The sequence below is a fragment of the Phyllobacterium zundukense genome (assembly GCF_025452195.1).
Lineage (GTDB): Bacteria > Pseudomonadota > Alphaproteobacteria > Rhizobiales > Rhizobiaceae > Phyllobacterium > Phyllobacterium zundukense_A.
The window spans coordinates 2,320,370-2,345,843 of record NZ_CP104973.1; the positions used below are offsets into that span (position 1 = coordinate 2,320,370).

Here is a 25,474-nt window from a genome sequence, read left to right on the forward strand (position 1 = left end):
ACATCGAAAGCGCCGCCGTGCCATCCTCATTTGCATTACGAAGCTGTAATGCCACCCCTTCGGTCAACGCTTGTTGCGAATGTCGGAGAGAGTCTTCGCCGGTGTAATCGCTTCGGGATCGAGACGAATTTCAATGATCGCCGGCTTGCCGCTTTCGACGGCCCGTTGCCATGCTCCTTCGAATTCCTCTGTGGCGTCCACGGTCTCACCATGACCGCCATAGGCCCGGGCAAGCATGGCAAAATCCGGGTTGGTGAGATCCGTCGCGGATACCCGCCCGGGATATTCGCGCTCCTGATGCATACGAATCGTCCCATAGATGTTGTTGTTGATGACCAGCACGATAATCGGCAGGTCGTATTGTACTGCCGTCGCAAAATCCTGGCCGTTCATCAGGAAGCATCCGTCGCCGGCAAAGCAGACGACCGTTCGCTCTGGATAAAGCTGTTTTGCAGCAACCGCCGCCGGGAGGCCATAACCCATCGATCCCGATGTCGGAGCCGCCTGTGTGCTGAAGCGGCGGAATCGATGGAAGCGATGCAGCCATGTGGCATAGTTGCCCGCGCCGTTGGTCATGATCGCATCCTCCGGCAGTACACTCTCGAGATAGGACATGATTGGTCCCATCACGACCTTTCCGGGTCCGGTCTTTGGTGGCGTCGACCAGGCGAGGTAGGATTTATGCGCGTTTTCTGCTTCCCCCGGCCAGTTGATGTGGGACGGCGGTGCAAGATGTTCGACAGCTTCGGCAAACATGTCGGGTGCAGAGTTGATCGCGAGGCTTGGGCGATATACCCGTCCAAGTTCATCCGCATCCGGATGCACATGGATCAGAGTCTGTTTGGGGTAGGGACTGTCCATCAACGTGTAGCCGGACGAGGGCATCTCGCCGAAACGTCCGCCAATCAGCAGCAACACGTCGGCTTCTTTCACGCGCGCCGCCAAAGCCGGATTGATGCCGATACCGACATCGCCCGCATAATTCGGATGCAGATGATCGAACAGCATCTGCCGGCGGAAGGAACATCCGACGGGGAGGTGCCATTTCTCGGCAAAGCGCGTGATCGACTGGACTGCCTTTTCATTCCAGCGTGATCCGCCCAGGATCATGAAAGGCCGTTTTGCGCCCTGAAGAAGATCGGCGAGCTTTTCGATACTGGCCGGAGAAGGACCCGTCTCGACCGGCTGCCAGCCCTGAGCCGCCACTGCTTCGACCTTGTCGGTCAGCATGTCTTCCGGTAACGCCAGCACGACAGGTCCTGGGCGCCCCGAGGTCGCGACCGAAAATGCTCGCGTAACGAATTCCGGAATGCGCCGCGCATCGTCGATTTCTGCCACCCATTTCGCTGTATCGGCAAAGAAGCGGCGGTACTCGACTTCCTGAAAGGCCTCGCGCTCACGTGCGTCGCGTTGCACCTGGCCAATGAAAAGGATCAGTGGCGTCGAGATCCTGCTTGGCGATGTGGATTCCGGGGGAGGCATTGGTTGCGCCTGGACCACGTGTGACAAAGCAGATGCCTGGCTTGCCTGTGAGCTTTCCCCAGGCATCCGCCATCATCGTGGCTCCGCCCTCGGCCCGGCAAACGGTGACGCCTATCTTTGCGTCGTACAGCGCGTCGAGCACGGCAAGGTAGCTCTCGCCAGGTACGCAGAACAACCGCTCGACGCCATTAGCCGCCAAGGCCTCGACGATCAATTCACCGCCCGTTTTCATTGGATGTATCCTTCAGTTCTTCGAGAATTTCAGCGCTGTGCTCACCAAGACGTGGCGAAGGCCGTTGATAGGCGAGTGGCGTTCTGGACATGACGATCGGCGTACGCACCGAGGGGATGGTGCTGCCATGGTTGTCGTCGAGATCAAGCCGCAATTGCCGCGATACGATCTGCGGATCGTCAAACATCTCGCCGATCCGGTTTATCGGTCCTGCCGGAACCGCATTTCGGGAACAGTCGTCAAGCAATTCGGCACGGGTACGTTTCTGCGTTTCGGCCCGGATCAGGGCCGTCAGTTCAATGCGATTTTCCAGTCGTGCCCGATTGGTCAGGAAGCGAGGATCGCTGGCGAGATTTGTCAACCCGACGATGCTGCAGAACCGGGCGAACTGCCCGTCATTGCCGACGGCCAGGATCATGTGACCGTCTGATGTCGGTACGACTTCGTAAGGCGCAATATTCGGGTGCGCGTTGCCCATGCGGTGCGGACTCTTGCCCGTCGCAAGATAGTTCATCGCCTGGTTGGCCATGACAGCGGATTGCACGTCGAACAGGGCCATATCGATCATCTGGCCTTCGCCTGTCTTCGCTGCATGTGCCAGCGCAGCCTGAATGGCAATGACGGAATAGAGGCCGGTGAAGACATCGGCAACGGCGAGGCCGACCTTTTGCGGCTCGCGGTCGGGTTCGCCGGTAACGGACATCAGCCCCGACATGCCCTGAATGATAAAGTCGTAGCCCGCCTGGGCAGCGTACGGACCGTCCTGACCAAAGCCTGTGATCGAACAATAGACGAGACGCGGATTGTCGGCGCTCAGAGATGCGTAGTCGAGACCGTACTTCTTCAGGCCGCCTACCTTGAAATTTTCGAGCACGACATCTGCAGTACGGCACAGGGCCTTGACGGTTTCCTGTCCCTCTTTGGTCGTGAAATCCAAAGTGATTGAGCGCTTGCCGCGGTTGCAGGAGTGGAAATAGGCGGCAGAGAGATTTTCGCCCTCACTGCTGGCGATGAATGGCGGTCCCCATCCGCGCGTTTCGTCCCCTCCAGCAGGATTTTCCACCTTGATGACATCAGCGCCAAGGTCGGCGAGAACTTGGCCGGCCCATGGCCCGGCCAGGACGCGAGCGAGTTCGATGACGCGCACACCCTTCAGAGGAGCATCAGTCATGTTTCAAGCACTCTCCAGATGTGTCGGTCGTTTCGAAACTGTTCGTGTCGCCCAATCCGCAAAATCCCGCATGATTACCTCCCTGTTGATCTCGTTGAGGCCCTCATGCCGTGTACCATCGTAGATCTTCGTAGTGACGTTGGAAAATCCAAGTTGTTTCAATCTGCTTTCAAGGTGCCTGACAGCTTTGCCCTTTTCAGTGGCCGGATCTTCTGCACCGCCGACGAGATTGAAGGGTAAGTCGCGAGGGACGCTGGCCAGCAACGAATTATCTGCACCGGTGAAGATGAGGTCGAAAATATCGCGCCACATGCTCACTGTCGGGTTCCAGCCCGACAATGGGTCGGCAAGATAGGCATCTACTTCGTCAGGGTCGCGCGATAACCAGTCAGACGCCGTACGGGCGTTTGCAATGCTGCGGCCCCACTGCTGGAAGGTGAATTTCGGTAGCAACATACTTGGAACGTCCGATCCCAAAAACATGCGCTCGGCACGCAGGACTCCTTGCGCGACCCGGCCGAGAAGTCCGGCGTTGAAATTGGCGTTCCAGATCGCCGCGGCATCCACTCTACCTGGATGCTTCAGCACGTAGTTCATTGCGATCAATCCGCCGAGCGAGTGCCCGAACAGAATCATGGGGAGGTGAGGGTGACGCTGGCGGGCAAGACTGTTGATGGCATCGACGTCGTCCAGAACGTGCATGACTCCGTCGCTTTGCGCAAATCGTCCAGCCGGAGCTCCAGTTGCTTTGGTAAGTCCGTGTCCGCGATGATCGTGAGCATAGACGTGAAAACCTTGTCCGTTCAAGAATCGGGCAAACCGCGCATAGCGCAGGGAATGTTCACTGACGCCGTGACTGATCTGGACGATGGCGTGCGCCTGACCCTCGGCCGCGGAAAACCGCATCGCAAGTATTGCCCCTGTCGCGCTTGCAATCGTTTCCACGTCCTCGAATGCCATTCTCTGCCTCCCGTCGCAGTTGAAGTGGTGGCGCACGAATAGTCAATGCGCAATAAATTCCGATAAAATCCGCTTAATTTTTTCGTTCCTGCACAATAAATAATCATGTAAAACCGTATGCAATTTAATTTTGCAAAGCCTCTTGCAATCGATAAAAACTTCCCTCAGAACTTCACTCCGAAAGAGATTGAATGTGCGATCGTTGCAACCGCAACAATGAAACGCACTCGGTTTCTGCCAGTTACATGGCCGTTCAGGGGAGAAGAGGACGCTCCCCGAAAGCGGCACCAGAGGGGAAACCGGGTGACGGAAATATCCGCGCCCGGTTTCGCTCGTTTTGGAGGCTTGCCCTGTTGCCGCCCGCTTATCCTAATTGTCCGGATGGCATTGCTGCTGTGCGTGGTTCGACAAGCTCACCATGAGGGAAACGGGTGGGCTGCACGGTAACCGGAGACGTCATGACAGGCATCGGCGTTGCTGTTGCTGGTTCCCTGCAACCAAACAAGCTCCCTCATGGTGAGCTTGTCGAACCACGCACAGCAGCATAGAATCCCGACGTCTCCGTCATCCTCGGGCTTGACCCGAGGACCCACGGCCAGGAAGTGTTGAGGCATAACGTTCCACAACGCCTTCCAGTGAAGGATGCTACGGTGGCTGGATGCCGCCGAGATCGTGGATAAGTTTTCGCTCGTTGGCGGTGGGTCCTCGGGTCAAGCCCGAGGATGACGGAGAGGGAAGAGCTCTTACCAAACAAAATCCCGCAAACTTATCCAACACCTCCAAACCTCGCTTATTCTATCCCCGTCCTCTCCACAGGGAACTGCTTCCGGAGCCGTTCGAAGTGGGGAGAGGACCGGCGCCTCCGATGGCGGGTAACGGGCCCGCTGTCCGGGGAAGTTCCGTCCGAGGGTTCCCCTGCCGGTACTACGACTGGCGTGTGCTGGACGAGCACTTCGAAAGGGGCTTTCGGCAGCGGGTGAAGCAATTCACCCAACGCGGAAGGCCTCCCAAGCGGAACGGACGGGATCAAAAGACGCCGGACGGGCGGTCTTCGGATCGCATTTTATTCTACAAAGACGCGCTTCGACGACCGCCCGTCTTCCCAGCATGCAAGCAATGGCCAGACTCCGAGGAGGGCGTGGCAAGGGAGACCCTTAACATGGCTCGGACACCTGAAATAAGCCGCCATCCATTGCCACAGGAGCCCCTTTCGCCTACATACGGCGCAAATTCATGTCCCTAAAATCCCGAACATCGGAGTGACGCGCGTTATGGCACGCCAATTCATCTATCATATGGCCGGCCTGAACAAGGCATATGGAACCAAGAAGGTTCTTGAAAACATTCATCTTTCTTTCTACCCCGATGCCAAGATCGGTATCCTCGGACCGAACGGTGCCGGTAAGTCGACGATCCTCAAGATCATGGCCGGTATGGACAGAGAATATACAGGCGAAGCCTGGCTCGCTGAGGGCGCGACAGTTGGTTATCTCGCTCAGGAGCCCGTTCTCGATCCGACGAAGGACGTGATGGGCAACGTCATGGACGGGGTTGCCGACAAGAAGGCCATTCTCGACCGCTATAATGAAGTCATGATGAATTATTCCGACGAGACCGCCGACGAGGGCGCGAAGTTGCAGGATATCATCGATTCCAAGAACCTCTGGGACCTGGAATCGCAGGTCGAAATGGCCATGGAAGCATTGCGCTGCCCGCCTGGCGACAGCGAGGTAACCAACCTTTCCGGTGGTGAACGCCGCCGTGTGGCTCTATGCCGGCTTCTTCTGTCGCAACCGGACCTGTTGCTCCTCGACGAGCCGACCAACCATCTGGATGCGGAAACCACGGCGTGGCTGGAAAAGCATCTGCGCGAATACAAGGGCTCGGTCCTACTGATTACCCACGATCGCTACTTCCTCGACCATGTTACCGGCTGGATTCTCGAACTCGATCGCGGTCGCGGTATTCCCTATGAAGGCAACTATTCTGCCTACCTCGGCGCCAAGGCCAAGCGCATGCAGCAGGAAGGCCGCGAGGATGACTCGCGCCAGAAAGCATTGGAGCGCGAGCGCGAATGGATTTCGGCGAGCCCCAAGGCGCGTCAGGCGAAGTCGAAGGCGCGTATCAAGGCCTATGACGCCTTGGTCGATGCGGCCAACGATCAGCGGCCCGGCGACGCACAGATTCTCATTCCGGCAGGCGAGCGCCTTGGTCAGGTGGTCATCGAAGCGGAAGGTCTCACCAAATCTTTCGGGGATAAACTGCTCATCGAAGACCTTACATTCAAGCTGCCGCCCGGTGGCATTGTTGGCATCATCGGCCCCAACGGCGCAGGTAAAACCACCCTGTTCAAGATGATCACCGGACAGGAAAAGCCGGATTCCGGATCCATCCGCATCGGTGAAACCGTGCATCTTGGTTATGTGGATCAGAGCCGCGATCATCTGAAGGCGGATAAGAACGTCTGGGAAGAAATTTCGGGCGGCAACGAAATCATCAAGCTCGGCAAGTACGAGATGAACTCCCGTGCCTATGTCTCGGCGTTCAACTTCAAGGGCGGCGATCAGCAGCAGAAGGTCGGCAATCTCTCCGGCGGTCAGCGTAATCGCGTGCATCTCGCCAAGATGCTGCAGGCTGGTGGCAATGTTCTTCTTCTCGATGAGCCCACCAACGATCTCGACACTGAAACGTTGGCGGCACTCGAGGACGCGCTGGAAAAATATGCAGGCTGCGCCGTGATCATCAGCCACGATCGCATGTTCCTCGACCGGCTCGCGACGCATATCCTCGCATTCGAAGGCGACAGTCATGTGGAATGGTTCGAAGGCAACTTCGAGGATTACGAGAACGACAAGATCCGCCGCCTTGGCCCGGATAGCGTCAATCCAAAGCGTCCTAGCTATAAGCCGCTGACTCGATAACGGTAGTGGGAGGCGGAGACGTTCTCCCATCACCATTTTTGACGAACCCATCAGGCTTATTTGCTGGTTTTCGTGGCCTGAATTTCTAGTATGCGGGGAATCTTCACGGAGTGGCGCAATGACTGACCTGTTTGAAACCAGAACCGAAATACTCCCTTCACGCAAGCTTAGCGGGCGGGTAAGTGGACTGTTCGAAGCTCTTGCAGGCGACTTTGTCACGACGCCTGCAGCGTCTCTTGAGCTCACGTTCGATGGCATCGTTGGCGATTTTCATGCCGGTCCAACGCGCAGGTCCGGCGGGCGCGAGCCCTGGTATCCGCGGGGCACGGAAATGCGCAACGAGCGCCAGCTTTCCATTCTCGCATTGGATGAACTGTCGGATGTCGCTGCTGGCATGGGATTGTCTGAACTGAAGGCCGAATGGATCGGCGGCAACATGGTCATTGACGGTATTCCGTCGCTTTCGATGCTGCCGCCACGGACGCTGATGTTCTTCGAAGGAGGCGTCACTTTGAGGGTGGACGGGCAGAATGCCCCCTGCAAGGTAGCAGGACGCTCCATCGGCGAACATGCAGATACCGAAGATCATACGACGACGGCGCTCGATTTCGTCAGGGTCTCGAAGCGCCTGCGCGGCATCGTCGCCTGGGTTGAGAAACCGGGCACCATTCGCGCCGGTGAAAAAGTCGATATACGCGTGCCCGAGCAATGGATTTATCCGATCTGAGGCTTGCACCAAGCGTTTTTCTATGGCGAATGGAATGAAGGTCCGGTGCCTGCTCTTCGCGGGAGAATCGGGAAGCCGGTGTGACTCCGGCACGTGCCCAACGCTGTAAAGGGGATGGCCGCGCAGATGCCACGGATATACCGGAAGGCGCGCGGTTCAGATGAACCTCAGTCAGAAGACCGGCCGGACCTCATAGCTTAAACCGCGCGGACGGCGGGGAGAGTTTCCAAGCGTTGTCGGGAGCAAACAATGCGCGATGTTTTATCAGGTCCGGTTGCAGCCAGCAATTTTTCCCCAAATGAACGCGCTGCAGTCTACAAAGCCATCCATACAAGGCGCGACGTGCGCGACCAGTTCCTGCCCCAAGCTGTCCCCTACGAGGTGCTGATGCGGCTGCTGGACGCCGCGCATCATGCGCCGTCGGTCGGATTCATGCAGCCGTGGAACTTTATTGTCATTCGGGACGAAGCGCGAAAGGTGGAGATACATCGCGCCTTCACTCGCGCCAACGAGGAGGCCAAGTCGCTGTTCAGCGACGAACGGCAAGCGCTTTATGCTTCGCTGAAGCTCGAAGGCATTCTCAAGGCGCCGATCAACCTGTGCATCACCTGCGACCGCACTCGCGGGGGCAAGGTGGTGCTTGGACGCACGCATAATCGCCAAATGGATATCTACAGCACAGTCTGCGCCGTGCAAAACCTTTGGCTTGCAGCTCGAGCCGAGGGTATTGGGGTCGGGTGGGTCAGCATTTACCACGATCAGGATATGCGCCGTATCCTTGGCATTCCGGAGCATGTCGAGATCATAGCGTACCTTTGTATCGGTTATGTCGATGAGTTCTATGACACGCCGGAACTGCAAAAGCGCGGCTGGGCTAAAAGGTTACCGCTAGAGAACCTGATTTTCCAAGATCGATGGCAGGACACAACCAATATCAGCTCGGATCTTCCTCATCAGGATCCAGCAGACGCGTCGCCCGCCACTCTGTCAACTTCCGATTGATGGCATCAAGCACGAAGAACCGCGCACTCTCCTTGTCATATCCTTCATCGCGCAGGGCGTCATAGTCCGTGTGCTGGTGGCGGACATGCGCCACGGCAGCAAGCCACACCGCGATGGGAGGGGGCAATGACCGCATGTGCGGTGCACCGGCAGCAGCCCTTATCGGCTCCGAATCCGAATAGGGCACCGCCGGGAGAAGCAGCGTCAGCGCCTTGTTGATCGCGCGCTGGCGGTTTGTTCCCGTGCTCATGCGGATTCCTTGCGTGATTCTTGGTCAACTGTTTATCCTGGAACTGCTCGGTTTCAAACGCGGCAAATTTTGTCGTCAACGGCAAAAACAACTTGCCAAGATTGGATTTCTCACATAAACATATCTTTATGTCTTTTGAGGTGAATGATGGACAAGCGTGATCTCAATCTTGATCTGATGGTCGATACGCTGAAAGCAGCGGCAGAGCCAAGCCGTTTGCGCATTCTGGCGCTCTTGTCGCGCGGCGACCTGACAGTCTCAGACCTTACGACCATTCTCGGCCAGTCACAGCCACGTGTGTCGCGCCACCTCAAGCTGCTGTTTGAAGCAAGCCTCATCAATCGTTATCAGGAAGGTTCCTGGGCCTATTTCCGTTTGGCGGAATCGCTGATCGTCGGCGACATCGCGCGCTCTCTTCTAGATCGTCTGGACAACACCGATCCGCTGTTGGAGCGTGATCTCGAGCGTCTTTCCTCGGTGAAGCTGCAGCGCCGTGAGCGTGCGGCTGCCTACTTCAGCGCCAATGCCACCAGCTGGGACGCGATCAGGTCGCTGCATGTCCCGGATGGCGCTGTAGAAGACGCACTGATCAAAATTGTCGGTCGCAAGCCCTTCCAGGCCATGCTTGACGTTGGGACTGGCACGGGCCGTCTTCTCGAACTCTTCGCGCCGCTTTATGTGCGCGGTGTCGGCATCGACATCAATCGCGACATGTTGACTATTGCCCGCTCGAATCTTGACCGCGACGGGATTACCAATGCACAGGTTCGCCATGGCGACGTCTACTCGCTGCCGGTCGATCGGGAGTCTTTCGATCTCGTGACCATTCACCAGGTCCTGCACTTTCTCGATAATCCGGCGGAAGCAATCCGCGAAGCGGCGCGTGCGTTGCGGGCAGGCGGGCGAATGTTGATCGTCGATTTTGCCCCGCATGAGCTTGAGTTCCTGCGCGACAATCATGCGCATGTGCGTCTTGGGTTCAATGACGGGCAGATGCGCGACTGGCTGACCGAGGCTGGATTGATGCTCGAAGAGAGCCGCGATCTAGAACCGAAGGGCGATGACAAACTGACCGTCAAATTGTGGCTGGCACGCGACCCGCGCTTGCTGATCGCCGATCCCGATTCAACCTCCCGCATAACGGAGAGCGTATAATGAGTTTTTTCCGCCAGTCCCGCCGTTCGGATATTGGGTCAAATATCCGTGTTTCATTTGAGTTTTTCCCGCCGAAAACGGAAGTCATGGAAGAACGGCTTTGGGAAACGGTGACGCGTCTTGCGCCGCTCAATCCCGAATTCGTATCGGTGACTTACGGTGCCGGCGGCAGCACTCGGGAGCGTACCGCCCGTACGATCAAGCGCATTTTGACCGAGACCGACGTCAATGCCGCCGCCCATCTGACTTGCGTCGATGCGACCAAGGAAGAGGTGGATACGATTGTGCGTGAATTTGCCGCCATGGGCGTCAAGCGCTTTGTGGCATTGCGTGGCGATCCGGCCGGCGGCGTTGGCGCGCACTACAAACCAACTCCAGGTGGTTATGAGAACGGCGCCGAGCTGGTCGCAGGACTCAAAGCTTTCGCGGACTTCGACATTTCCGTCTCCGCCTATCCGGAAAAGCATCCGGAAAGTCCAGACTTTGCTACAGATATCGACATGCTGAAGCGCAAGGTCGACAATGGCGCGACGCGGGCGATAACGCAGTTCTTTTTCGAGAACGATCTTTATGAACGTTATGTTGAAAAGGTTCGTCGCGCTGGTATTTATATTCCAATTCTGCCCGGCATATTACCGATCCATAATTTCACGCAGGTCACCAATTTCTGTTCGAAGGCCGGAACGCACATTCCCGCTTGGCTTGCCGAGCGGTTCGATGGGCTGGACAACGACCCGCAGACGCACGCCTTGGTCTCGTCAGCAGTTGCCGCCGAACAGGTGCTCGATCTGGTCGAGCGCGGTATCCAGGATTTCCATTTCTACACAATGAACCGGGCTGATCTGCCCTTCGCAATTTGTCATTTGATCGGCATTCGTCCTGGTAGCGGCAATGCGGTCGAGGCCAATCTGGCTGGCGCTGCCGCCTGAATTCTGAAACGAAAACGGCCCGGTTGCCATAACCGGGCCGCCTTCCTATTTTATTCGCTTAACGGTCAGAGACCATCTTCGTAGCGCTCTTATTTACAATCAGGGGATTAGTCCTACGACCATTGCACCAATAAATGCGAACGCTGCACAGATCATAAGGACATTCATCGATCGAGTTAGTCCCATCGCTCGTCTCCTGCAGTTAACCCATTTAGCATAGCGCAAATTTGCCACATAAAAAGCCTAAATATTGCGGTCTTGTGACGTCGATAGTAGAAATTTTTTGCCCTTCAAACCTAAGTTTTTGAATTTAAACCCATTTAGAGCGGCAAAAAATATTGAAATCACGATAAAATGTTCGTCTAAGCGGTATATTTTTGCAGTGCAGCAAAAAGGCCACACACATGGGTGTGGCTGGACCTTTGCCACAATTAAGCCGGAATTAAGCCGCGGACCCAAGCTGTAAGGCCAACGGTATATTGAAAACTTTAGGCTTTTAGGCGCTTTTGCAGGGCTGCGAGTAGCCTGCCATCGATCGTCAACAATCCAAGAGCGATCAATGCCATGCCGAGGAAATCCTGAAGCGCGAGCTGTTCGTCAAGAAAAATTGTTCCAAGCAGAACAGCGCTGACTGGAACGATCAAAGTGACGAGTGAAGCGTTTGTCGCGCCGGCCGTTCGGACGATGGAAAAATAGAGGATATAAGCGAAAGCAGTCGACAGGAGGCCAAGACCGAGAATGGCCAACCAGACACCTGTATCGATGTTCGCTACCGCGGGAACGCCGTCGTAGATGAGCACCACGGGCATCATGATGAGCGTGGATGCGGTCATCTGGCCTGTGGATGTTATAGTGGGTGGCACACCTTTGAAGCGCTTCGCCAGAATGCCAGCAAAAGCATAGGAGAGGGTGGCGCCTATCACAGCGATCTCGGCCCAAAGCGGACCACCGAGACCTGTGAGAACACCAGGTCCGATCATGATGACGAGCCCGAATATGCCCAGAAGAATGCCGGCAAGTTTGTTGATCGTGATCCTTTCGTCTACGGTAAGGATGGCGGCGGCGGCGACCGTCCAGATAGGTGTTGTCGCATTGAGGATCGACTCGACACCTGCGCCGAGAACTGTCTGCCCGATGAAGAGCAGGGAAAAGGGGATGACGTTCATCAGCAGGCCAAGGCCGGCGAACTCAAATGCATGATCCCGGTAGTCCCAGAACCGGACGCCGCGGCTAAGCAGATAGAGATGAAGTGCCACAGCTGCTACCGCCACGCGAAAAAGTACCAGCGTTAACGGCGGAACCACCTGAACCGCGACACGCGCAAAGAAGAACGACCCACCCCAGATTGCGCCAAGAAGGAGCAATTGCAACCATGCGAAGCTGGTCATGGCGAGAGGATTGGGCGACGTTGTTTGCGCGGTGGACACGGATAGATCCTTTCAACAGTGCTGTCTGATAAGGTTTCTAGCTGTTCAACGGTATAAAACCACCCGATTCCAGCTGCGAGAAACCGACTTTCGTCTGTCACCTGTCCTTGATAAGAGATTTGCATGACGCAGAACAAAACGATGCAACGATTCGCCTCGGCCCGTGAAGCAGCGCTTACCCTGCGGCCGGATCAGCCAGTCTACTGCTTTCGGCCGCAAGTTCTGATCGATGACGCACACCAGTTCATGAAGATGTTCCCGGGCGAGACGGCTTATGCGGTCAAGACCAATGGCGAAAATCTTGTGCTCGAAACGCTGGCACGCAATGGTATCAACGTTTTCGATGTGGCATCGCCGGGAGAGTTCGAAGCGGTGCGCAAGGTTGCTCCGGATGCGCAGATGCTCTATATGCACCCGATCAAGGCGCAGTCGGATATTCGCCTGGCTCTCGAAACCTATGGCATTCGTGTTCTGGCAGTGGATCATGAAGATGAGATCGCCAAGGTAACCCGTATCGTGCGCGCACTCGATATCGATCCAGCCAGCATAACGCTGTACATACGGCTGCAAACCAAGGGACATGCCGCCTACGAGCTATCGAAGAAATTTGGTGCCGCACCGGCACATGCGGTAGAGCTGCTGCAGCGCGCCCACAAGATCGGCTACATGGTCGGCCTGTGTTTTCATGTTGGCAGCCAGATCGAGGACCCCGACACCTATGAGCGTGCCTTGAGCTCGGCTGATTGGGTACGCAACCGCGCCGGGGTTCCCTTGGCGGGTCTCGACGTTGGTGGTGGCTTTCCCGCCGAGTATGGACATGACCCGAAACGCAAGCATGTCGAGATGCCTTCGCTCGGCCAACTGATGTCGCGGCTGCGGGGCGATATCAAGGAGTATGGTTTTGGTGATTTGCCCCTCGTGGCAGAGCCGGGCCGGGTCATCGTCGCTCGGGCGTTTTCATTGATCGTGCGGGTCCTTTTACGCAAGGGCAGACGGCTCTACATCAATGACGGTATCTGGGCGTCGCTGTCGGATTCGTGGACCGGAAAGATCACGCTGCCAGCCCGTTTCATCCCCGATCCGGCCAAAAAACACCGCAATGGCGATCCAAAGGAAATTGTGCCGTTCCGGGTGTGCGGGGCGACGTGCGACTCCGTGGATATCCTGTCGCGCCCGTTCTGGTTGCCGGAAACGGTCGACACCGGCGACTGGATCGAGATCGGTAATATCGGCGCTTACTCGCTGTCGCTGCGCACCCGCTTCAACGGCTTTTACCCTGACACGTTCGTGGAGGTGGAAACGCCCTTCGATGAAGGTGATCGGCCGGAAGGTTTTGCCTCACTCGAGACGATGGCGCCTGCGCAGTAGCCAGTAATGCGCAGGTCCTGTTCTGCCGCTACAATAACAACAAACGAAATATTACTGTCATAAAATAATTGTACCTCGGTCAATATTTTTAGGAGAGATATTGATGCGTAGTATTTGTTATACTTTAGTCTCGTGTGCTTTACTTTTCACCGTTTCGGCTTGCAACGACAGCAATTTAGCGAAGAATGAGCCGTCAACAAAGCCCGTAACGCAAGGGACATTCTCAGAAGACGCCGGAGCCGGAGCCAGCGATATGAAGTTTGCCGGGTCTGATCCGAAAGTTACTGAGCCTGAGGGGGGCGGAACCGGGAGCGGGATCGACGATAGGCAGACCACACGGCGCGAAGGCGGCGATGCGATAGTGGAGGGGCGTTCGGCCGATAGCGAAAAAATTCATGAGGGGCAGGCGCAACTCGGGCCAAGGCCATTCTTTCTAGTTGACGACATGAGCGAGAGCCCTTTGAAAACCCAGCTCAAATCTTGTGAGAATGGTCCGTTCAAACGGACGGATTTTGCCATCTCCCATCGCGGCGCGCCGTTGCAATTTCCGGAACATACGAAGGAGGGCTATCTGGCTGCCATCCGAATGGGTGCAGGTATTCTGGAATGCGACGTTACCGTAACGAAGGACAAGCAGCTGGTCTGCCGTCATAGTCAGTGCGATCTTGCCGAAACGACCAATATTTTAAGCACGTCTCTGGCTACACAATGCGCGCAGCCCTTTTCACCCGCAAAGAATGGAAAAGAGGCATCTGCCAGATGCTGCACATCGGATATTACGCTTGCCGAATTCAAGACATTGAAGGGCAAGATGGAGGGCAAAAATACCAAGGCAACCACGGTAACCGAGTTCCAGCAAGGTACACCCGATTGGCGCACAGATCTTTATTCTACCCGGCGCGGCATGTTGATGTCTCATGCCGAGTCGATTGCCCTTTTCGCCAAGGCGGGTGTCAAAATGACTCCGGAATTGAAGAATCTGGACAGGATTCCCGGTGGCTATAGCCTCGATGCGTATCGTCAGCAGGTTGTCGACGAATACAAAGCAGCGAAGATCGACCCTTCCAACGTTTTCATCCAGTCGTTCAATCTGCCTGATGTGCTCTATTGGATAAAGCATGAGCCGGAATTCGGTCAGCGGTCTTCGTACCTCTACAGTCCGGCTGATTCTCCAACCCTGGTCGGCGACATGGAAAAGCTCTATGCACAGGGCGTCAGGACAATTTCGTCAAACTTGGCTCAGCTTGTCACCAAGAATGCAGAGGGAAAACTCACTCCTTCGAATGCTGCTCGGGCAGCAAAAAGGGCCGGCATCGAGCTTGTTGGCTGGACGCTGGAGCGGGATGGAATGCCGAAAAACACTGGTGACGAGACGTATGGGTTGGTGGACGTTCTTGCTCAACAAGTCCGGGTGAAGGGCATCTTTTCCGATTGGCCGGCGACCACAAATTATTACGCAAATTGCATGGGGCTGAAATAGCATCCGGGCCAAAAACAGAGAATTGGGTACCCTCCAGTTCTCTGGAGACATGTTGGGACTAGAGCTTGCCGAGAAGCTCCGGGGTCGGCCACGCATCGGCGGGCAGACCTAGGCGAATCTGTTCGTTGCGTACCGCACTCTGAAACTGGAACAATTTACTATCGTTGAAGAGCTTTATTAAAATATGAAAGAGAACGAAAGTTTCTGCTCAAATTAAGTAAAAAGAAAGCTGAAATAATTAGTTTGAGAAATAATAAGTCGTTGTCTAATATAAATGAAAATAACATGATATATGGAAATAATACAAAAATGGAATATAGCAACATGTACCATGCTGTGTCCATCGTATATGTACAATATTTGGATATGTCACCTTCTCCATTGTCAATAAATGCCGCTAAAATGGCTCCGAAGATCAAAAAAATAGGAAGAATAATTCCTAAAATCATAAAAATTGAATGAAGTATAGTGTTTTAATAGGAGGAATTGTGGTCGCCATTATAATTTTCTACCTAAAAATATCGTTTATAGCTTGCCGAGAAGCTCTGGTGTTGGCCACGCATCAACGGGCAGACCGAGGCGAATCTGTTCGTCGCGTACCGCATCGCGGGTAAGAATGCCAAACACGCCATCGATCTTCTGGCCCATATCGTGGCCGCGCGCGGCAAGCCTGTTCTGCAATTCCTTCATTTGATCGGGATTGAGCCCGGCTTCAGGATTGGTCGGCTCAAGCGGGCCCGCGCCAGCCAGGCGGGTGGCAAAATAGGCTGCAGTCGTGGCGTAGATGATTGATTTGTTCCATTCGACAAAAATATCGAAGTTGGCATAGGAAAGGAAAGCGGGCCCCTTGCGGCCCATCGGAAGCAGCAGCGACGCATCGCCATCGTCGGGACCGAGCGGTCCCTTCATACCGGTAACACCCCATGCGGCCCATTTGGAGTGGGGCAGACGGTTGGTGCGCATAGCATTTTCCCAAGGCAGCTCCTGTGTAAGCTTTACTTCCTCCAGCCATGGCTCACCCTTGCGCCAGCCCAGATCCCGCATCACACGAGCAGCGGTCATGATCGCATCTGGCGCGCTGTGCTTCAGATCGACCTTGCCATCGCCATCCCCGTCGACGCCGCGCTCGAGATAATCGGTTGGCAGCATCTGCATCTGGCCGATCTCGCCAGCCCAGGCGCCGGTCGTCTTGGCGTCGACGACACCGCTGTCAAAAAGCTTCAGAAGAGCGATCAACTGCGGGCGGAAGAGTTCTGGCCGGCGGCAATCGAAGGAGAGGGTCAGGAGTGCGTTCAATGTATCGAAATCGCCCTGAACTGCACCGAAATCTGTCTCAAGACCCCAGAATGCTGCGATTACCGGTCCTGGAACGCCATACTCAGCTTCTGCCTTGGCAAAGGTATCCGCATATTTCTTGAGGTTTGCCGCGCCCTGTTTCAAACGGTAATCGGACACCATGCGCGAGGAGAAAGTGAGGAAAGTCTGATTGAAGACGCCTTGGGCGCGGTCGCGCTCCAGTACTTTATCGTCCATCGAAGCCTTGAGAAGCTCGCCCAAGCCCTTATCGCTCACACCGGCTGCTTTTGCCTCGGCGATCAGTCCATTGAACCACGGCTCCAGTTCGCCCCCGCATGCGGGCTTTGCCACTACCGGTTGCGTCGGTGCCACCTGATCCAGGGCACGGGCGGTGCCGGATAGGGTAAAAAGGCTGACGGCAAGTGCAATCGATAGTTTGTTCATAAGGAAATCTCATTAAAACGGGCGCATTCAGTACACGCGGAATTTTTCCTGCTAATGCACGAATATGTGGATGGCGTGAAGTCAAAGAAGTGCGAGAACACGCTCGCGCCGAGCTTTATCGGACCTTGTTGCGCACCAGCCACTGTTTCCAGCCGCTTTCATTGCCCGCGAAAACATTGATATCTGCATCGCCGCGTATGCCAGGGACTGCTCCGGTCCCGGTATATTGCCAGAATGTCCAGGGATGCGGTCCATATTTCTCATCGGGGTGACCAGCTACCGAGCGCAGCCAGAATGGATAATTGGCAAGTTGCCGCAGATCGTTGTCGTCGAAGAAATCGACGGTCGTATAGATGATTGGCCGCTTGCCGTAGTGACGTTCGAGGATATCCAGGAAGGTACGCATTTCGCCCCGCACGACAGCAGCATTTGGCCTGAGCTTGCAGGTTGGAGAAGCGGCGTTCCACTCCATATCGAGAACCGGAGGCAAAGCGCCGGGATCGTTGGGAACATGCTCGATGAACCAGCGCGCCTGTTCCTTGGCGGTACGGCAGAAATAGTAGAAGTGATAGGCACCGCGAGGGATACCTGCTGCGCGTGCCGCTGCCCAGTTCTGGCCAAATCGTTCATCGAATCTGTCGCCGCCTTCGGTCGCCTTGATGAAGACAAAGGAAATACGGCTGCTGCGAACCGTCTGCCAATCAATTGTGGACTGATATTTCGAGACGTCTGTTCCATGAACCGGATAACGCCACGGCGTCTTGCCGTTCCATTCATGAGGATCGCGATCACCGAAACGCGGCGCGCTCACACTGCCTTTCGGGGCGGCAATCTGTTGGACGGCCGAAGTTTGCGTTGGTGCGGAGAAGTCGTAGTCAACTGTCGTGCAGCCGGCAAGCAAGAGGGTCAATATACTGGCTGCAAGTCGTTTCATTGGGGAGTTCCGTATCGAATTGTGGGCGGTGCCTTACTGATGCGTCATTATGCTTAATAGATCATGACCAGCTGCGCCATACAGGGATGTTCGCAGGCCACACCCCCATTTTCCTAGCTGCACGAATTTCTGGCGCGTGTTACTCGTTGCAACCTACGTTTGAGACGTATCCATTGCAGCATTGCCATTTGGGGGCAAGAAATGATCAGAAGACTTGGCTTGCTGGTTTTGCTCGTCGGCTTCGTCGCGTTCGCAAATGCTTTTTTGAGTTCCTGGGTAACGATCGATCGCAATGATCTTGGCGTTTCCGTAGGCCAGACCGGAAGTTGTATCCGCCCGTCGATTCCAAGTTTCTGGCGCAACTACCGTGGCTATCCCGATTATGACAATGAACTGATCTCCGATTATTTCGGCATTTATGCTGCCTATGCGTCGAATGTCTATCAACCGATCCCGCGTGAGCGCTTCAAACTGCAGCCGGACTATTTCGGCTGGGCTCCGCAAGGCGAACCGATCGTAACGCCAGGTGGCTTCTACGCCCAAGTGTACTATCGCCGCGCTGCTGATCGCCTGTCTGTGATGATGGTGTTCCGGGGCAAAGATGGTTCGACAAGTCTCAACGATCTCGTCAGCGAAAACACTTATTTTACCCAGATGATCAATCCCTGGGACCAATATCGCACCGCGCGCAAGGAGTTCGCCAAAGTTCGCAGGGAAGCCCAACGGAACGCGGCCGGCCTTCCGGTTGAATACATAATGGTAGGACATGCCCTTGGGGGCGGGCTTGCGCGTCACATGGCGGCTGCGTTTCCATGTACCGCTGCTATCGTCTTCAATTCGAGCTTCATATCTAACAATCGCCGTCTGGCGGAGCCGTATGATGGCCAGGTCGTTGATCTTTTTGCCGATAATACGCTTCCGTCGAGATTGGCAATCCTGTCTAACCCGCGCGCATTCTTCCGGATTTCACGGGTCCACCAGTGGTATCGCGTGCGAAACGCCGGAAACTTCGCCGGCCCGCAAGGCATGCAAAGGGCTGCCGTTGCCATGGCCCGGATCCCGGTCATGTGCCTGCTTCGCGCCGATTGCGAATTGAACAAGACCACAAGTGGCGATGCGCAGGAGGCAAATCCGCAAAAAAACCGGACGGCCGCGGAGATGTCCATGCTCTATTGCCTTGCGGGTCCGAATTCGGAAGGCTCAAAGAGCGATCTGTGTAAATAAAGCTTATTTCTTGCGGCGAATAACCGAAATCCAGGCAAAGCCGCGGTAGAGCCGCCGCGCTTCGCTTGTACATCCGGACTGCGCAGCGATCGTTTCAGCAACGTCGAGCAGATTGTTGCGCGGTGTGACGTGGTACCATTCCAGCCATTTATACAGGGCAGTCCTGGTAAAGCCGGGCAGGTCCTTCAGGTCACCAAAATCCACGATATGCAAGGCGCCGGCAGGCGTCAGGTGGCTCACAGCCTCGCGGATTACCTCTTGCCATTGCGGAATCATCGAAACCGCATAGGAAATGAAGATCCGGTCGAATTCACGCCGTCCGAACAGCGCTTCCGGATCGAAATCCGCAGCATCGGCGTATGCGAGGTGCGCGCGTTCGTCCAATCCCGCTGCTGCTATTTTCCTGGTGGCTGTCGCAAGCATTTCATTCGAAATATCAATGCCGTAGAGCGAAGTGTTGGGATAGGCTTCGCCGGTCAGGACAAGATTCCGGCCGGTACCGCAGCCAATTTCAAGAATGCTGCCCTTCCCAGGGGGATTGAGGCCAGCAATCATGGGGTCGCGTCCAAGCAGGTAATATTTGCGGGTCGCATCGTAGAAATGACGCTGATGCCGGTAGACCCGATCCATCAATGGACCATGTTCAATCTTGGCAAGCATCAAACTAATCCTTCAGCGTGTAGAGGTGGAAACCGCCGTAGATCGACGAACGATCACGGGCGTGAAGGGCAAGCGACTGTTCATCCCGATAAAACCAGCGTTCGAGCAGGGCGTCATCGATACGGCCTGGCAGAATGGTCGGCTCGGCAGCGGTCCGGAATATGACGCGAGCGCCCGGTGCGGCGGTGCGGGTGATTTCATTCCAGAGTTCGGTAAGCTGGGTGTCGTTCATCCAATCCTGCGCATCGAGGAGGATGAAGCGGTCGACGGATGCGACGGCCTTTGCCGCGAGAAATTCTGTCAGGGAAGCATTGACAACGCTCATCCGACCGGCGCGGTCGCGCACTGTGGCAAAGTTGTTGCGTGAGAGATATGGAGGCAGCGGGCCTGTTTCGGCGTTGTCGCTGTATCCACGACCGAAGGCCTGCCAGGCGAAGTAGTTTTCGGACAGCGGGAAGCCGCACGCAAGCTTTTCAAGCCGCCCGCGCAAAACCTGTGCCATATTGCCATTTCCGGCAGTAGCAAGCGCATCATATTGCTGCGGTGGAATGCCGAGGCCGAACAGGGACGATTTTCGCTTCGTCGCCCAGCGGATCATGCGCTTGTCAAAGAGCGGGGCGAGGGCGCTGTCGAAATAGGCGCGCTGCTCTTCCATGGTCGACGATTTCAGAATATCGCGTGGGTCGATGCCGTAAAGTTTTGCCACGCGGTGCCCCATGCCGATGAACAGCCCGAGCAAACCGTGGCGATAAAGATCGCGCGAGAAGATTGTGATACGCCGACGCCCCGACAACATGCGTTTTTCCCAATAAGCACGGCTCGTGGAGTCCAGATGGTGGCGAATAAAACGTTCATAGGCAGCGAGGTTGGCCTTGTCATCGGCTGTGCCGTAGAAGCGGTAGAACGCATCGTAGTTGGGCAGGTTCGCCACTGCGGCGAGCTTCAGACGGTTGAACGCGACGTGGGCAGTATTCAGATCTACGGCCTCGACGCTCGCAGGGTCGGCGGTCAAGTAGGACATGGCATTGCAGCCGCCCGATGCGATTGTGACGATGCGATGCCCAGGGCAGATCTGCAACGCCTCCATGTCGACTTCGGGATCTTCCCAGATTTGCGGATAGACCAATCCCTTGAAGACATGGGCGAAAAGCCGCTCGGACATTCCCGCTCGCGATAGAAACCTGTTTTGACGGACGGCCTTGTTCAGCTTCTCACTGCGCGGGAGAGGGGTATTTGTGGATTGTCGAGCAAACGGCATCTAATCGAATCCCCTTTGTTGGAAATTCCTACTCGCCTAACATTTCGATGTAACAGACGGGTGACGGTGCCGGTGCAACGAATTATCAAATTGATTCAACTTGTAGTGGCAACCCGTTGGGTTTGCTCGTTCTCGCTATATGACATGATGCCGGATGGGGCAGGACAAATCTTTCCGGAGATAAATGTCCGCGGGTATTATCGCAGGTCCAACCGCAATAGTTCATCGTCATAGGATTGATCGTTGACGCGCAAGGCATCTTTTTCAAAGCCGAACACGGTGAAGCCAAGCCCCAGATAAAGCGCACGTGCCGATATGTTTGTGGCCATTACGGTTGCGTGCAGCGTATCCACATGACCCCGAGCATAATCGATGACGGCCTCCGTCAATCGCTTTCCGAGGCTATGCCCGCGCCAGTCCTTGTCGACGAACACGCCCCATAGCAGTCCCTTGTGTCTTTGCTTGCTTTTGGTGTTCATGGCGAATCCGGCGATGCCGACAAGGACATCATCGGCGAATGCACCAAAGACTGCATTGGGATGGTCGTCGAGGCGTTGGCGGACGTCCTCCATGCCGAGTTCGCGTTCCTCTTCGTAGCTTGAACCGAAAGCCTCCGGCGCACTGCGCAAGCCATGCAGGCGCAGCGCGTGAAAGGTTTCGGCATCGCTACCGTCCAAAATCCTTATGAAGGGAACGGCGGCGCGCACCATTGTCAGGCTCCGATCTTGCCGTAACCACCAGGCGTTGGCGTTGTGACGATGACGGCTTCACCCACCTCAAGCACAGTTTGGTCGCAGGCTTTCAATGTTTCAATAGTTCCATCATTGCGGCGTACTTCGGTCTTGCCAACCTCGCCGTCACCGCCGCCATCGAGACCCTCCGGGGGACGATTACGATGTGATGAAAGGATCGAGCAATCCATCTGCCTTAGAAACCTGATAGTGCGTTTGGTACCGCCACCACCCGGGAATTTCCCGATGCCGCCGGAATTTTCGCGGACGTGAAAGTCCTCGAGCAGGACGGGAAATCGCATTTCGAGTATCTCCGGATCAGTGAGGCGCGAATTCGTCATATGCGTGTGAACGCCGGATGTTCCGGCAAAGCCGGCCCCATTATTGAAATGCCCGGCGGGAGATCCCGAACAAATTGTCTCGTAGTATTGATACTCATCGTTGCCAAAGGTCAGATTGTTCATCGTTCCTTGCGAATTTGCCATGGCACCAAGCGCCCCGAAAAGCGCATTGGTAACATGCTGCGACGTCTCGACATTGCCGGCCACGACCGCTGCCGGATAGGCGGGCTTGAGCATAGAACCATCGGGAATGATGATGTCGATCGGGCGCAAACAGCCTGCGTTCATGGGGATCGCGCCCTCAACCATGACGCGGAAGACATAAAGAACTGCCGCGCGCGCCACTGGTTCTGGCGCGTTGAAATTGTTTTTCATCACTGGCGACGTGCCTGTGAAATCGACAGTCGCCCGGCGCTCGCGCTTGTCGACGGTGATCTTGACCTTGATCGTCTGACCCGTATCGGTCGCATAGGAACATTCGGAATGTTCAGGCAATCGGTCGAGAACGCCGCGTACGCTTTCGGCCGCGTTGTCCTGAACGTGGCCCATATAGGCCTCGACCACATCGAGACTGAACTGAGTGATCATCTTCCTGAGTTCATTCACCCCCTTCTCATTGGCGGCGATCTGGGCTTTCAGATCGGCAATATTCTGGTGAACATTGCGCACAGGCCATGGATGGTTGGTCAAAAGCTCGGTCAGTTCTTTTTCGCGGAAGTGGCCCCGTTCAACGAGACGGAAATTGTCTATCAATACGCCTTCTTCGTCCACGGTCGTCGCCAGCGGCGTCATCGATCCTGGCGCTGATCCGCCGATATCCGCATGATGACCACGCGACGCCGAATAGAAGAGGATGTTCTTGCCGGCGTCATCGAAAACCGGAGTAACTACCGTGATATCGGGAAGATGCGTGCCACCGTTATAGGGTGCGTTGAGCGCGAAAACATCGCCCGGATGAATGTCGCCCTCATTTAACTTGATGATCGTTTCGACGGAACGATCCATCGATCCCAGATGGACCGGCATATGCGGGGCATTGGCGACGAGCGCGCCATTGCGATCAAAAACTGCGCAGGAGAAATCCAGCCGCTCCTTGATGTTGACGGAATAAGCGGTGTTTTGCAGCGTCACGCCCATTTGCTCGGCGATCGACATGAAGAGATTGTTGAACACCTCCAGCATGATCGGGTCGGCTTGCGTGCCAAGCGCAGCAGCGCGTGTCTTCTTTACGATCCGGCGCATCAGAACATGGTTGAGCGGGGTGATTTCCGCTTGCCAGCCGGGTTCCACGACGATCGTTTGATGCGTCTCGATGATCAACGCCGGACCACTGACCTTGTGCCCAGGCCGGAGATTGTCGCGCGGGAAAGTTACAGCGTCGTGGAAGGCTCCTCCCGTGTAGACCGTGCAGGTCTGACCGGCCGCGGGCTTCGAATTGTCCCGGCGTTGCTCGGTTTCAATCTGCTTGTGCCCGCGGCTATCGGAGCCCTCGACCCCAACTGCCTCCACGACGATACCCTTGTTGTCATAGATGAAGCCGAACTGTGCCTTGTGTGCAGTCTCAAATGTGGCTCTAGCGTTGTCGAGCGAGTAATCGCTGAAATCGACAGGGATCGTCGTGTCGGTTCCATCATAGCGCAGATGCAGGATCGGGCGGGACGCGATGTGTTCACGGGGCACGCTTTGTTCGATGATTTCCGCGATGACAACCTCGGAGAGGCGGTCGGACAGCTGGCGTATGTCGCTCAATGTGTTTGGCGACAAGGCTTTCACCAACGCCTGCTGGCGGGAGGCGAATATGGAGGACAAACCAATCCCATATGCGGAAAGCAGGCCGGAAAAAGGGTGGATCAACACAGCTTCCATGCCAAGGGCGTCGGCAACGAGGCAGGCATGCTGGCCTCCTGCGCCACCGAAGCAATTCAACAGATACCGGGTGACGTCGTAGCCGCGCTGCACGGAAATCTTTTTCACCGCGTTGGCCATGTTTTCGACCGCGATGGTGATGAAACCTTCGGCAACCTCCTCCGGTGTCTTGTCTTCACCGATCTCTGCGGCGAGGGTAGTGAATTTTTGGACCACCACCTCGCGGCCGAGCCGCTCATTCTGCCCCGGGCCGAAAATCGCCGGGAAGTATTCGGGCTGCAGTTTGCCGAGCATGACATTGGCATCGGTCACGGCCAACGGGCCACCGCGGCGGTAGCAGGCTGGGCCAGGATTGGCGCCGGCAGAATCGGGACCCGCCTGAAACCGGCCGGCGCCATAGTGCAGGATCGATCCGCCGCCCGCTGCCACCGTATGAATGCGCATCATTGGCGCGCGTATGCGAACGCCCGCGACTTCGGTGTCGAAAGCACGCTCGTAGTCCCCTTCGTAGTGCGCGACATCTGTCGAGGTGCCTCCCATGTCGAATCCGATCACCTTGTCGAAACCGGCGAGCTTTGCTGTCTCGACCATGCCGACGACTCCGCCTGCCGGGCCGGAGAGGATCGCATCCTTGCCTTGAAACAAATCTGCCGCGGTCAAACCGCCGGAGGACATCATGAAGGAAAGGCGAGGCCCGTCATCGGACTTGCCCTCTATGCCAAGCTCGCGCGCAACATGCTCGACGTAGCGCCGCAGGATGGGCGAGAGATAGGCATCGACCACCGTTGTGTCACCGCGGCCAACGAGCTTGGCCAGCGGCGAGACCTCATGGCTGACGGAGACTTGGCCGAAGCCCATTTCGCGCGCAATTTTGGCTGCTGTCCGTTCATGCGCTGGATAGTTCCAGGCGTGCATGAAGACAATCGCAACTGCATCGATGCCCGCCTGCTTGATATCGGTTAATGCGGCGCGGATTTGCTCGGTGTCAGGAAGGATTTCCACCGTCCCGTCTGTACGGACGCGCTCGTCGATTTCGATCACCCACTCATAGAGCTGTTCTGGGAGAATGATTTCCTTGGCGAAGATGTCTGGCCGGGCCTGATACGCGATCTTCAAGGCGTCACGAAATCCTTTCGTGATTATGAGGGCCGTCCTGTCACCCTTGCGCTCGAGGAGCGCATTGGTGGCGACGGTCGTTCCCATCTTGACCTCGCCAATCCGCTGAGAGGGGATTGGATTGCCATTGCCGACGCCGAGGAGTTCACGAATGCCTTGAATTGCTGCGTCTTTATAAGCTTCAGGGTTTTCCGAAAGAAGCTTGTGCGCTCGTAGGCCTCCTTCAGGATCGCGTGCGATGACGTCGGTGAATGTACCGCCACGATCGATCCAGAAATCCCATTTGTCACTCATAATATTAGTCCGATCTCGAAATTAGTGATTTGCAAAATTTCGGCGAGCTTGCGCCGCCGCCTCACAATAAACAGGCCCGGTTAGCAAGCGCAATCGGCTGCAGCATCTGGATTAAATTTTCTGCGTATGTGTGGTTATCCACACAGGAATTAACCGAAAGCAAAAACAAAAATCGAACTTTGCCTTATTTTCGATAAGGTGGGATC

Annotated in this window: 20 protein-coding genes and 1 riboswitch; of the genes, 8 read left to right on the top strand and 12 right to left on the bottom strand. The window is 55.9% G+C overall.

Features of this window, described 5'->3' with window-relative positions; genetic code table 11:
- Positions 1-63: 63 nt before the first annotated feature.
- Genes N8E88_RS23775 through N8E88_RS23785 form a run of 4 tightly spaced genes read right to left on the bottom strand, consistent with a single transcriptional unit; the run spans position 64 to position 3,845 of the window.
- The gene (locus N8E88_RS23775) at positions 64-1,482 is read right to left on the bottom strand and encodes a thiamine pyrophosphate-binding protein (protein WP_410010608.1); all 1,419 of its coding nucleotides are present in this window, start codon (positions 1,480-1,482) and stop codon (positions 64-66) included.
- On the bottom strand, positions 1,397-1,714 hold the full coding sequence (locus N8E88_RS31900; RefSeq protein WP_410010609.1) for a thiamine pyrophosphate-binding protein: 318 nt from the start codon (positions 1,712-1,714) through the stop codon (positions 1,397-1,399). Before N8E88_RS31900 ends, N8E88_RS23775 begins: the two co-directional genes overlap by 86 nt.
- Positions 1,698-2,885, bottom strand: coding sequence for a CaiB/BaiF CoA transferase family protein (locus N8E88_RS23780; RefSeq protein WP_262292740.1), 1,188 nt, complete (start codon positions 2,883-2,885; stop codon positions 1,698-1,700). The genes N8E88_RS31900 and N8E88_RS23780 overlap by 17 nt, the downstream gene beginning before the upstream one ends.
- Positions 2,886-2,888: 3 nt before the next feature.
- The gene (locus N8E88_RS23785) at positions 2,889-3,845 is read right to left on the bottom strand and encodes an alpha/beta hydrolase (protein WP_262292741.1); all 957 of its coding nucleotides are present in this window, start codon (positions 3,843-3,845) and stop codon (positions 2,889-2,891) included.
- 1,271 nt (positions 3,846-5,116) lie between these two features.
- Here N8E88_RS23785 and ettA point away from each other — a divergent pair.
- The 3 genes from ettA to bluB all read left to right on the top strand — a co-directional run bounded on the left by ettA (position 5,117) and on the right by bluB (position 8,495).
- Positions 5,117-6,766, top strand: a complete 1,650-nt coding sequence (gene ettA / locus N8E88_RS23790) for an energy-dependent translational throttle protein EttA (protein ID WP_262292742.1) — start codon at positions 5,117-5,119, stop codon at positions 6,764-6,766.
- 118 nt (positions 6,767-6,884) lie between these two features.
- The gene (locus N8E88_RS23795; protein ID WP_262292743.1) at positions 6,885-7,493 is read left to right on the top strand and encodes an MOSC domain-containing protein; all 609 of its coding nucleotides are present in this window, start codon (positions 6,885-6,887) and stop codon (positions 7,491-7,493) included.
- Between the two features lie 26 nt (positions 7,494-7,519).
- A riboswitch (cobalamin riboswitch) is annotated at positions 7,520-7,696 on the top strand.
- A gap of 46 nt (positions 7,697-7,742) precedes the next feature.
- Complete coding sequence (gene bluB, locus N8E88_RS23800; RefSeq protein ID WP_262292744.1) at positions 7,743-8,495, top strand: 5,6-dimethylbenzimidazole synthase; 753 nt, start codon at positions 7,743-7,745, stop codon at positions 8,493-8,495.
- Here the strand turns inward: bluB and N8E88_RS23805 are convergent.
- Positions 8,428-8,745, bottom strand: a complete 318-nt coding sequence (locus tag N8E88_RS23805; protein WP_106718643.1) for a DUF2293 domain-containing protein — start codon at positions 8,743-8,745, stop codon at positions 8,428-8,430. The genes bluB and N8E88_RS23805 overlap by 68 nt on opposite strands.
- Positions 8,746-8,892: 147 nt before the next feature.
- On the opposite strand from N8E88_RS23805, the gene N8E88_RS23810 reads away from it, so the two are divergent.
- Positions 8,893-9,900 (top strand): ArsR/SmtB family transcription factor, encoded by a 1,008-nt coding sequence (locus N8E88_RS23810; protein ID WP_262295598.1) that lies wholly within the window; start codon positions 8,893-8,895, stop codon positions 9,898-9,900.
- Positions 9,900-10,829, top strand: coding sequence for a methylenetetrahydrofolate reductase [NAD(P)H] (metF, locus tag N8E88_RS23815; protein ID WP_262292745.1), 930 nt, complete (start codon positions 9,900-9,902; stop codon positions 10,827-10,829). The genes N8E88_RS23810 and metF overlap by 1 nt, the downstream gene beginning before the upstream one ends.
- A 488-nt stretch (positions 10,830-11,317) precedes the next feature.
- On the opposite strand, the gene N8E88_RS23820 is transcribed toward metF, so the two are convergent.
- The gene (locus tag N8E88_RS23820) at positions 11,318-12,256 is read right to left on the bottom strand and encodes a DMT family transporter (RefSeq protein ID WP_262292746.1); all 939 of its coding nucleotides are present in this window, start codon (positions 12,254-12,256) and stop codon (positions 11,318-11,320) included.
- Positions 12,257-12,397: 141 nt separating this feature from the next.
- On the opposite strand from N8E88_RS23820, the gene N8E88_RS23825 reads away from it, so the two are divergent.
- Both N8E88_RS23825 and N8E88_RS23830 read left to right on the top strand, forming a co-directional pair.
- Positions 12,398-13,624 carry an alanine racemase gene (locus N8E88_RS23825; RefSeq protein WP_262295599.1) on the top strand — a complete coding sequence of 409 codons (1,227 nt, stop codon included), beginning with the start codon at positions 12,398-12,400 and terminating at the stop codon, positions 13,622-13,624.
- 253 nt (positions 13,625-13,877) lie between these two features.
- Positions 13,878-15,104 (top strand): glycerophosphodiester phosphodiesterase family protein, encoded by a 1,227-nt coding sequence (locus N8E88_RS23830; RefSeq protein ID WP_262292747.1) that lies wholly within the window; start codon positions 13,878-13,880, stop codon positions 15,102-15,104.
- Between the two features lie 525 nt (positions 15,105-15,629).
- Here the strand turns inward: N8E88_RS23830 and N8E88_RS23835 are convergent.
- Positions 15,630-16,844: a lytic murein transglycosylase gene (locus N8E88_RS23835; RefSeq protein ID WP_262292748.1), complete on the bottom strand. Its 1,215-nt coding sequence runs from the start codon at positions 16,842-16,844 to the stop codon at positions 15,630-15,632.
- A 115-nt stretch (positions 16,845-16,959) separates the two neighbouring features.
- A complete protein-coding gene (locus N8E88_RS23840) occupies positions 16,960-17,778 on the bottom strand; it encodes a GH25 family lysozyme (RefSeq protein WP_262292749.1) in 819 nt (272 codons plus the stop codon).
- A gap of 201 nt (positions 17,779-17,979) precedes the next feature.
- Between N8E88_RS23840 and N8E88_RS23845 the strand changes: the two genes are divergently transcribed.
- Entirely contained in the window at positions 17,980-19,002 is a 1,023-nt protein-coding gene (locus tag N8E88_RS23845) for a Tle-like phospholipase domain-containing protein (protein ID WP_262292750.1), read from the top strand.
- A gap of 3 nt (positions 19,003-19,005) precedes the next feature.
- On the opposite strand, the gene N8E88_RS23850 is transcribed toward N8E88_RS23845, so the two are convergent.
- The 4 genes from N8E88_RS23850 to N8E88_RS23865 form a co-directional block, all read right to left on the bottom strand.
- A complete protein-coding gene (locus N8E88_RS23850; RefSeq protein ID WP_262292751.1) occupies positions 19,006-19,662 on the bottom strand; it encodes a class I SAM-dependent methyltransferase in 657 nt (218 codons plus the stop codon).
- 4 nt (positions 19,663-19,666) lie between these two features.
- On the bottom strand, positions 19,667-20,920 hold the full coding sequence (locus N8E88_RS23855) for a BtaA family protein (protein WP_262292752.1): 1,254 nt from the start codon (positions 20,918-20,920) through the stop codon (positions 19,667-19,669).
- Between the two features lie 197 nt (positions 20,921-21,117).
- Positions 21,118-21,630, bottom strand: a complete 513-nt coding sequence (locus N8E88_RS23860; protein ID WP_262292753.1) for a GNAT family N-acetyltransferase — start codon at positions 21,628-21,630, stop codon at positions 21,118-21,120.
- 2 nt (positions 21,631-21,632) lie between these two features.
- The gene (locus N8E88_RS23865) at positions 21,633-25,268 is read right to left on the bottom strand and encodes a hydantoinase B/oxoprolinase family protein (protein ID WP_262292754.1); all 3,636 of its coding nucleotides are present in this window, start codon (positions 25,266-25,268) and stop codon (positions 21,633-21,635) included.
- Positions 25,269-25,474 lie beyond the last annotated feature (206 nt).

What these genes read in the sequence shown, in the direction of transcription:
- N8E88_RS23775 (WP_410010608.1), bottom strand. Translation starts at nt 1,482, where the DNA reads ATGCCTCCCCCGGAATCCACATCGCCAAGCAGGATCTCGACGCCACTG.
- N8E88_RS31900 (WP_410010609.1), bottom strand. Translation starts at nt 1,714, where the DNA reads ATGAAAACGGGCGGTGAATTGATCGTCGAGGCCTTGGCGGCTAATGGC.
- N8E88_RS23780 (WP_262292740.1), bottom strand. Translation starts at nt 2,885, where the DNA reads ATGACTGATGCTCCTCTGAAGGGTGTGCGCGTCATCGAACTCGCTCGC.
- N8E88_RS23785 (WP_262292741.1), bottom strand. Translation starts at nt 3,845, where the DNA reads ATGGCATTCGAGGACGTGGAAACGATTGCAAGCGCGACAGGGGCAATA.
- ettA (WP_262292742.1), top strand. Translation starts at nt 5,117, where the DNA reads ATGGCACGCCAATTCATCTATCATATGGCCGGCCTGAACAAGGCATAT.
- N8E88_RS23795 (WP_262292743.1), top strand. Translation starts at nt 6,885, where the DNA reads ATGACTGACCTGTTTGAAACCAGAACCGAAATACTCCCTTCACGCAAG.
- bluB (WP_262292744.1), top strand. Translation starts at nt 7,743, where the DNA reads ATGCGCGATGTTTTATCAGGTCCGGTTGCAGCCAGCAATTTTTCCCCA.
- N8E88_RS23805 (WP_106718643.1), bottom strand. Translation starts at nt 8,745, where the DNA reads ATGAGCACGGGAACAAACCGCCAGCGCGCGATCAACAAGGCGCTGACG.
- N8E88_RS23810 (WP_262295598.1), top strand. Translation starts at nt 8,893, where the DNA reads ATGGACAAGCGTGATCTCAATCTTGATCTGATGGTCGATACGCTGAAA.
- metF (WP_262292745.1), top strand. Translation starts at nt 9,900, where the DNA reads ATGAGTTTTTTCCGCCAGTCCCGCCGTTCGGATATTGGGTCAAATATC.
- N8E88_RS23825 (WP_262295599.1), top strand. Translation starts at nt 12,398, where the DNA reads ATGCAACGATTCGCCTCGGCCCGTGAAGCAGCGCTTACCCTGCGGCCG.
- N8E88_RS23830 (WP_262292747.1), top strand. Translation starts at nt 13,878, where the DNA reads ATGAAGTTTGCCGGGTCTGATCCGAAAGTTACTGAGCCTGAGGGGGGC.
- N8E88_RS23835 (WP_262292748.1), bottom strand. Translation starts at nt 16,844, where the DNA reads ATGAACAAACTATCGATTGCACTTGCCGTCAGCCTTTTTACCCTATCC.
- N8E88_RS23840 (WP_262292749.1), bottom strand. Translation starts at nt 17,778, where the DNA reads ATGAAACGACTTGCAGCCAGTATATTGACCCTCTTGCTTGCCGGCTGC.
- N8E88_RS23845 (WP_262292750.1), top strand. Translation starts at nt 17,980, where the DNA reads ATGATCAGAAGACTTGGCTTGCTGGTTTTGCTCGTCGGCTTCGTCGCG.
- N8E88_RS23850 (WP_262292751.1), bottom strand. Translation starts at nt 19,662, where the DNA reads ATGCTTGCCAAGATTGAACATGGTCCATTGATGGATCGGGTCTACCGG.
- N8E88_RS23855 (WP_262292752.1), bottom strand. Translation starts at nt 20,920, where the DNA reads ATGCCGTTTGCTCGACAATCCACAAATACCCCTCTCCCGCGCAGTGAG.
- N8E88_RS23860 (WP_262292753.1), bottom strand. Translation starts at nt 21,630, where the DNA reads ATGGTGCGCGCCGCCGTTCCCTTCATAAGGATTTTGGACGGTAGCGAT.
- N8E88_RS23865 (WP_262292754.1), bottom strand. Translation starts at nt 25,268, where the DNA reads ATGAGTGACAAATGGGATTTCTGGATCGATCGTGGCGGTACATTCACC.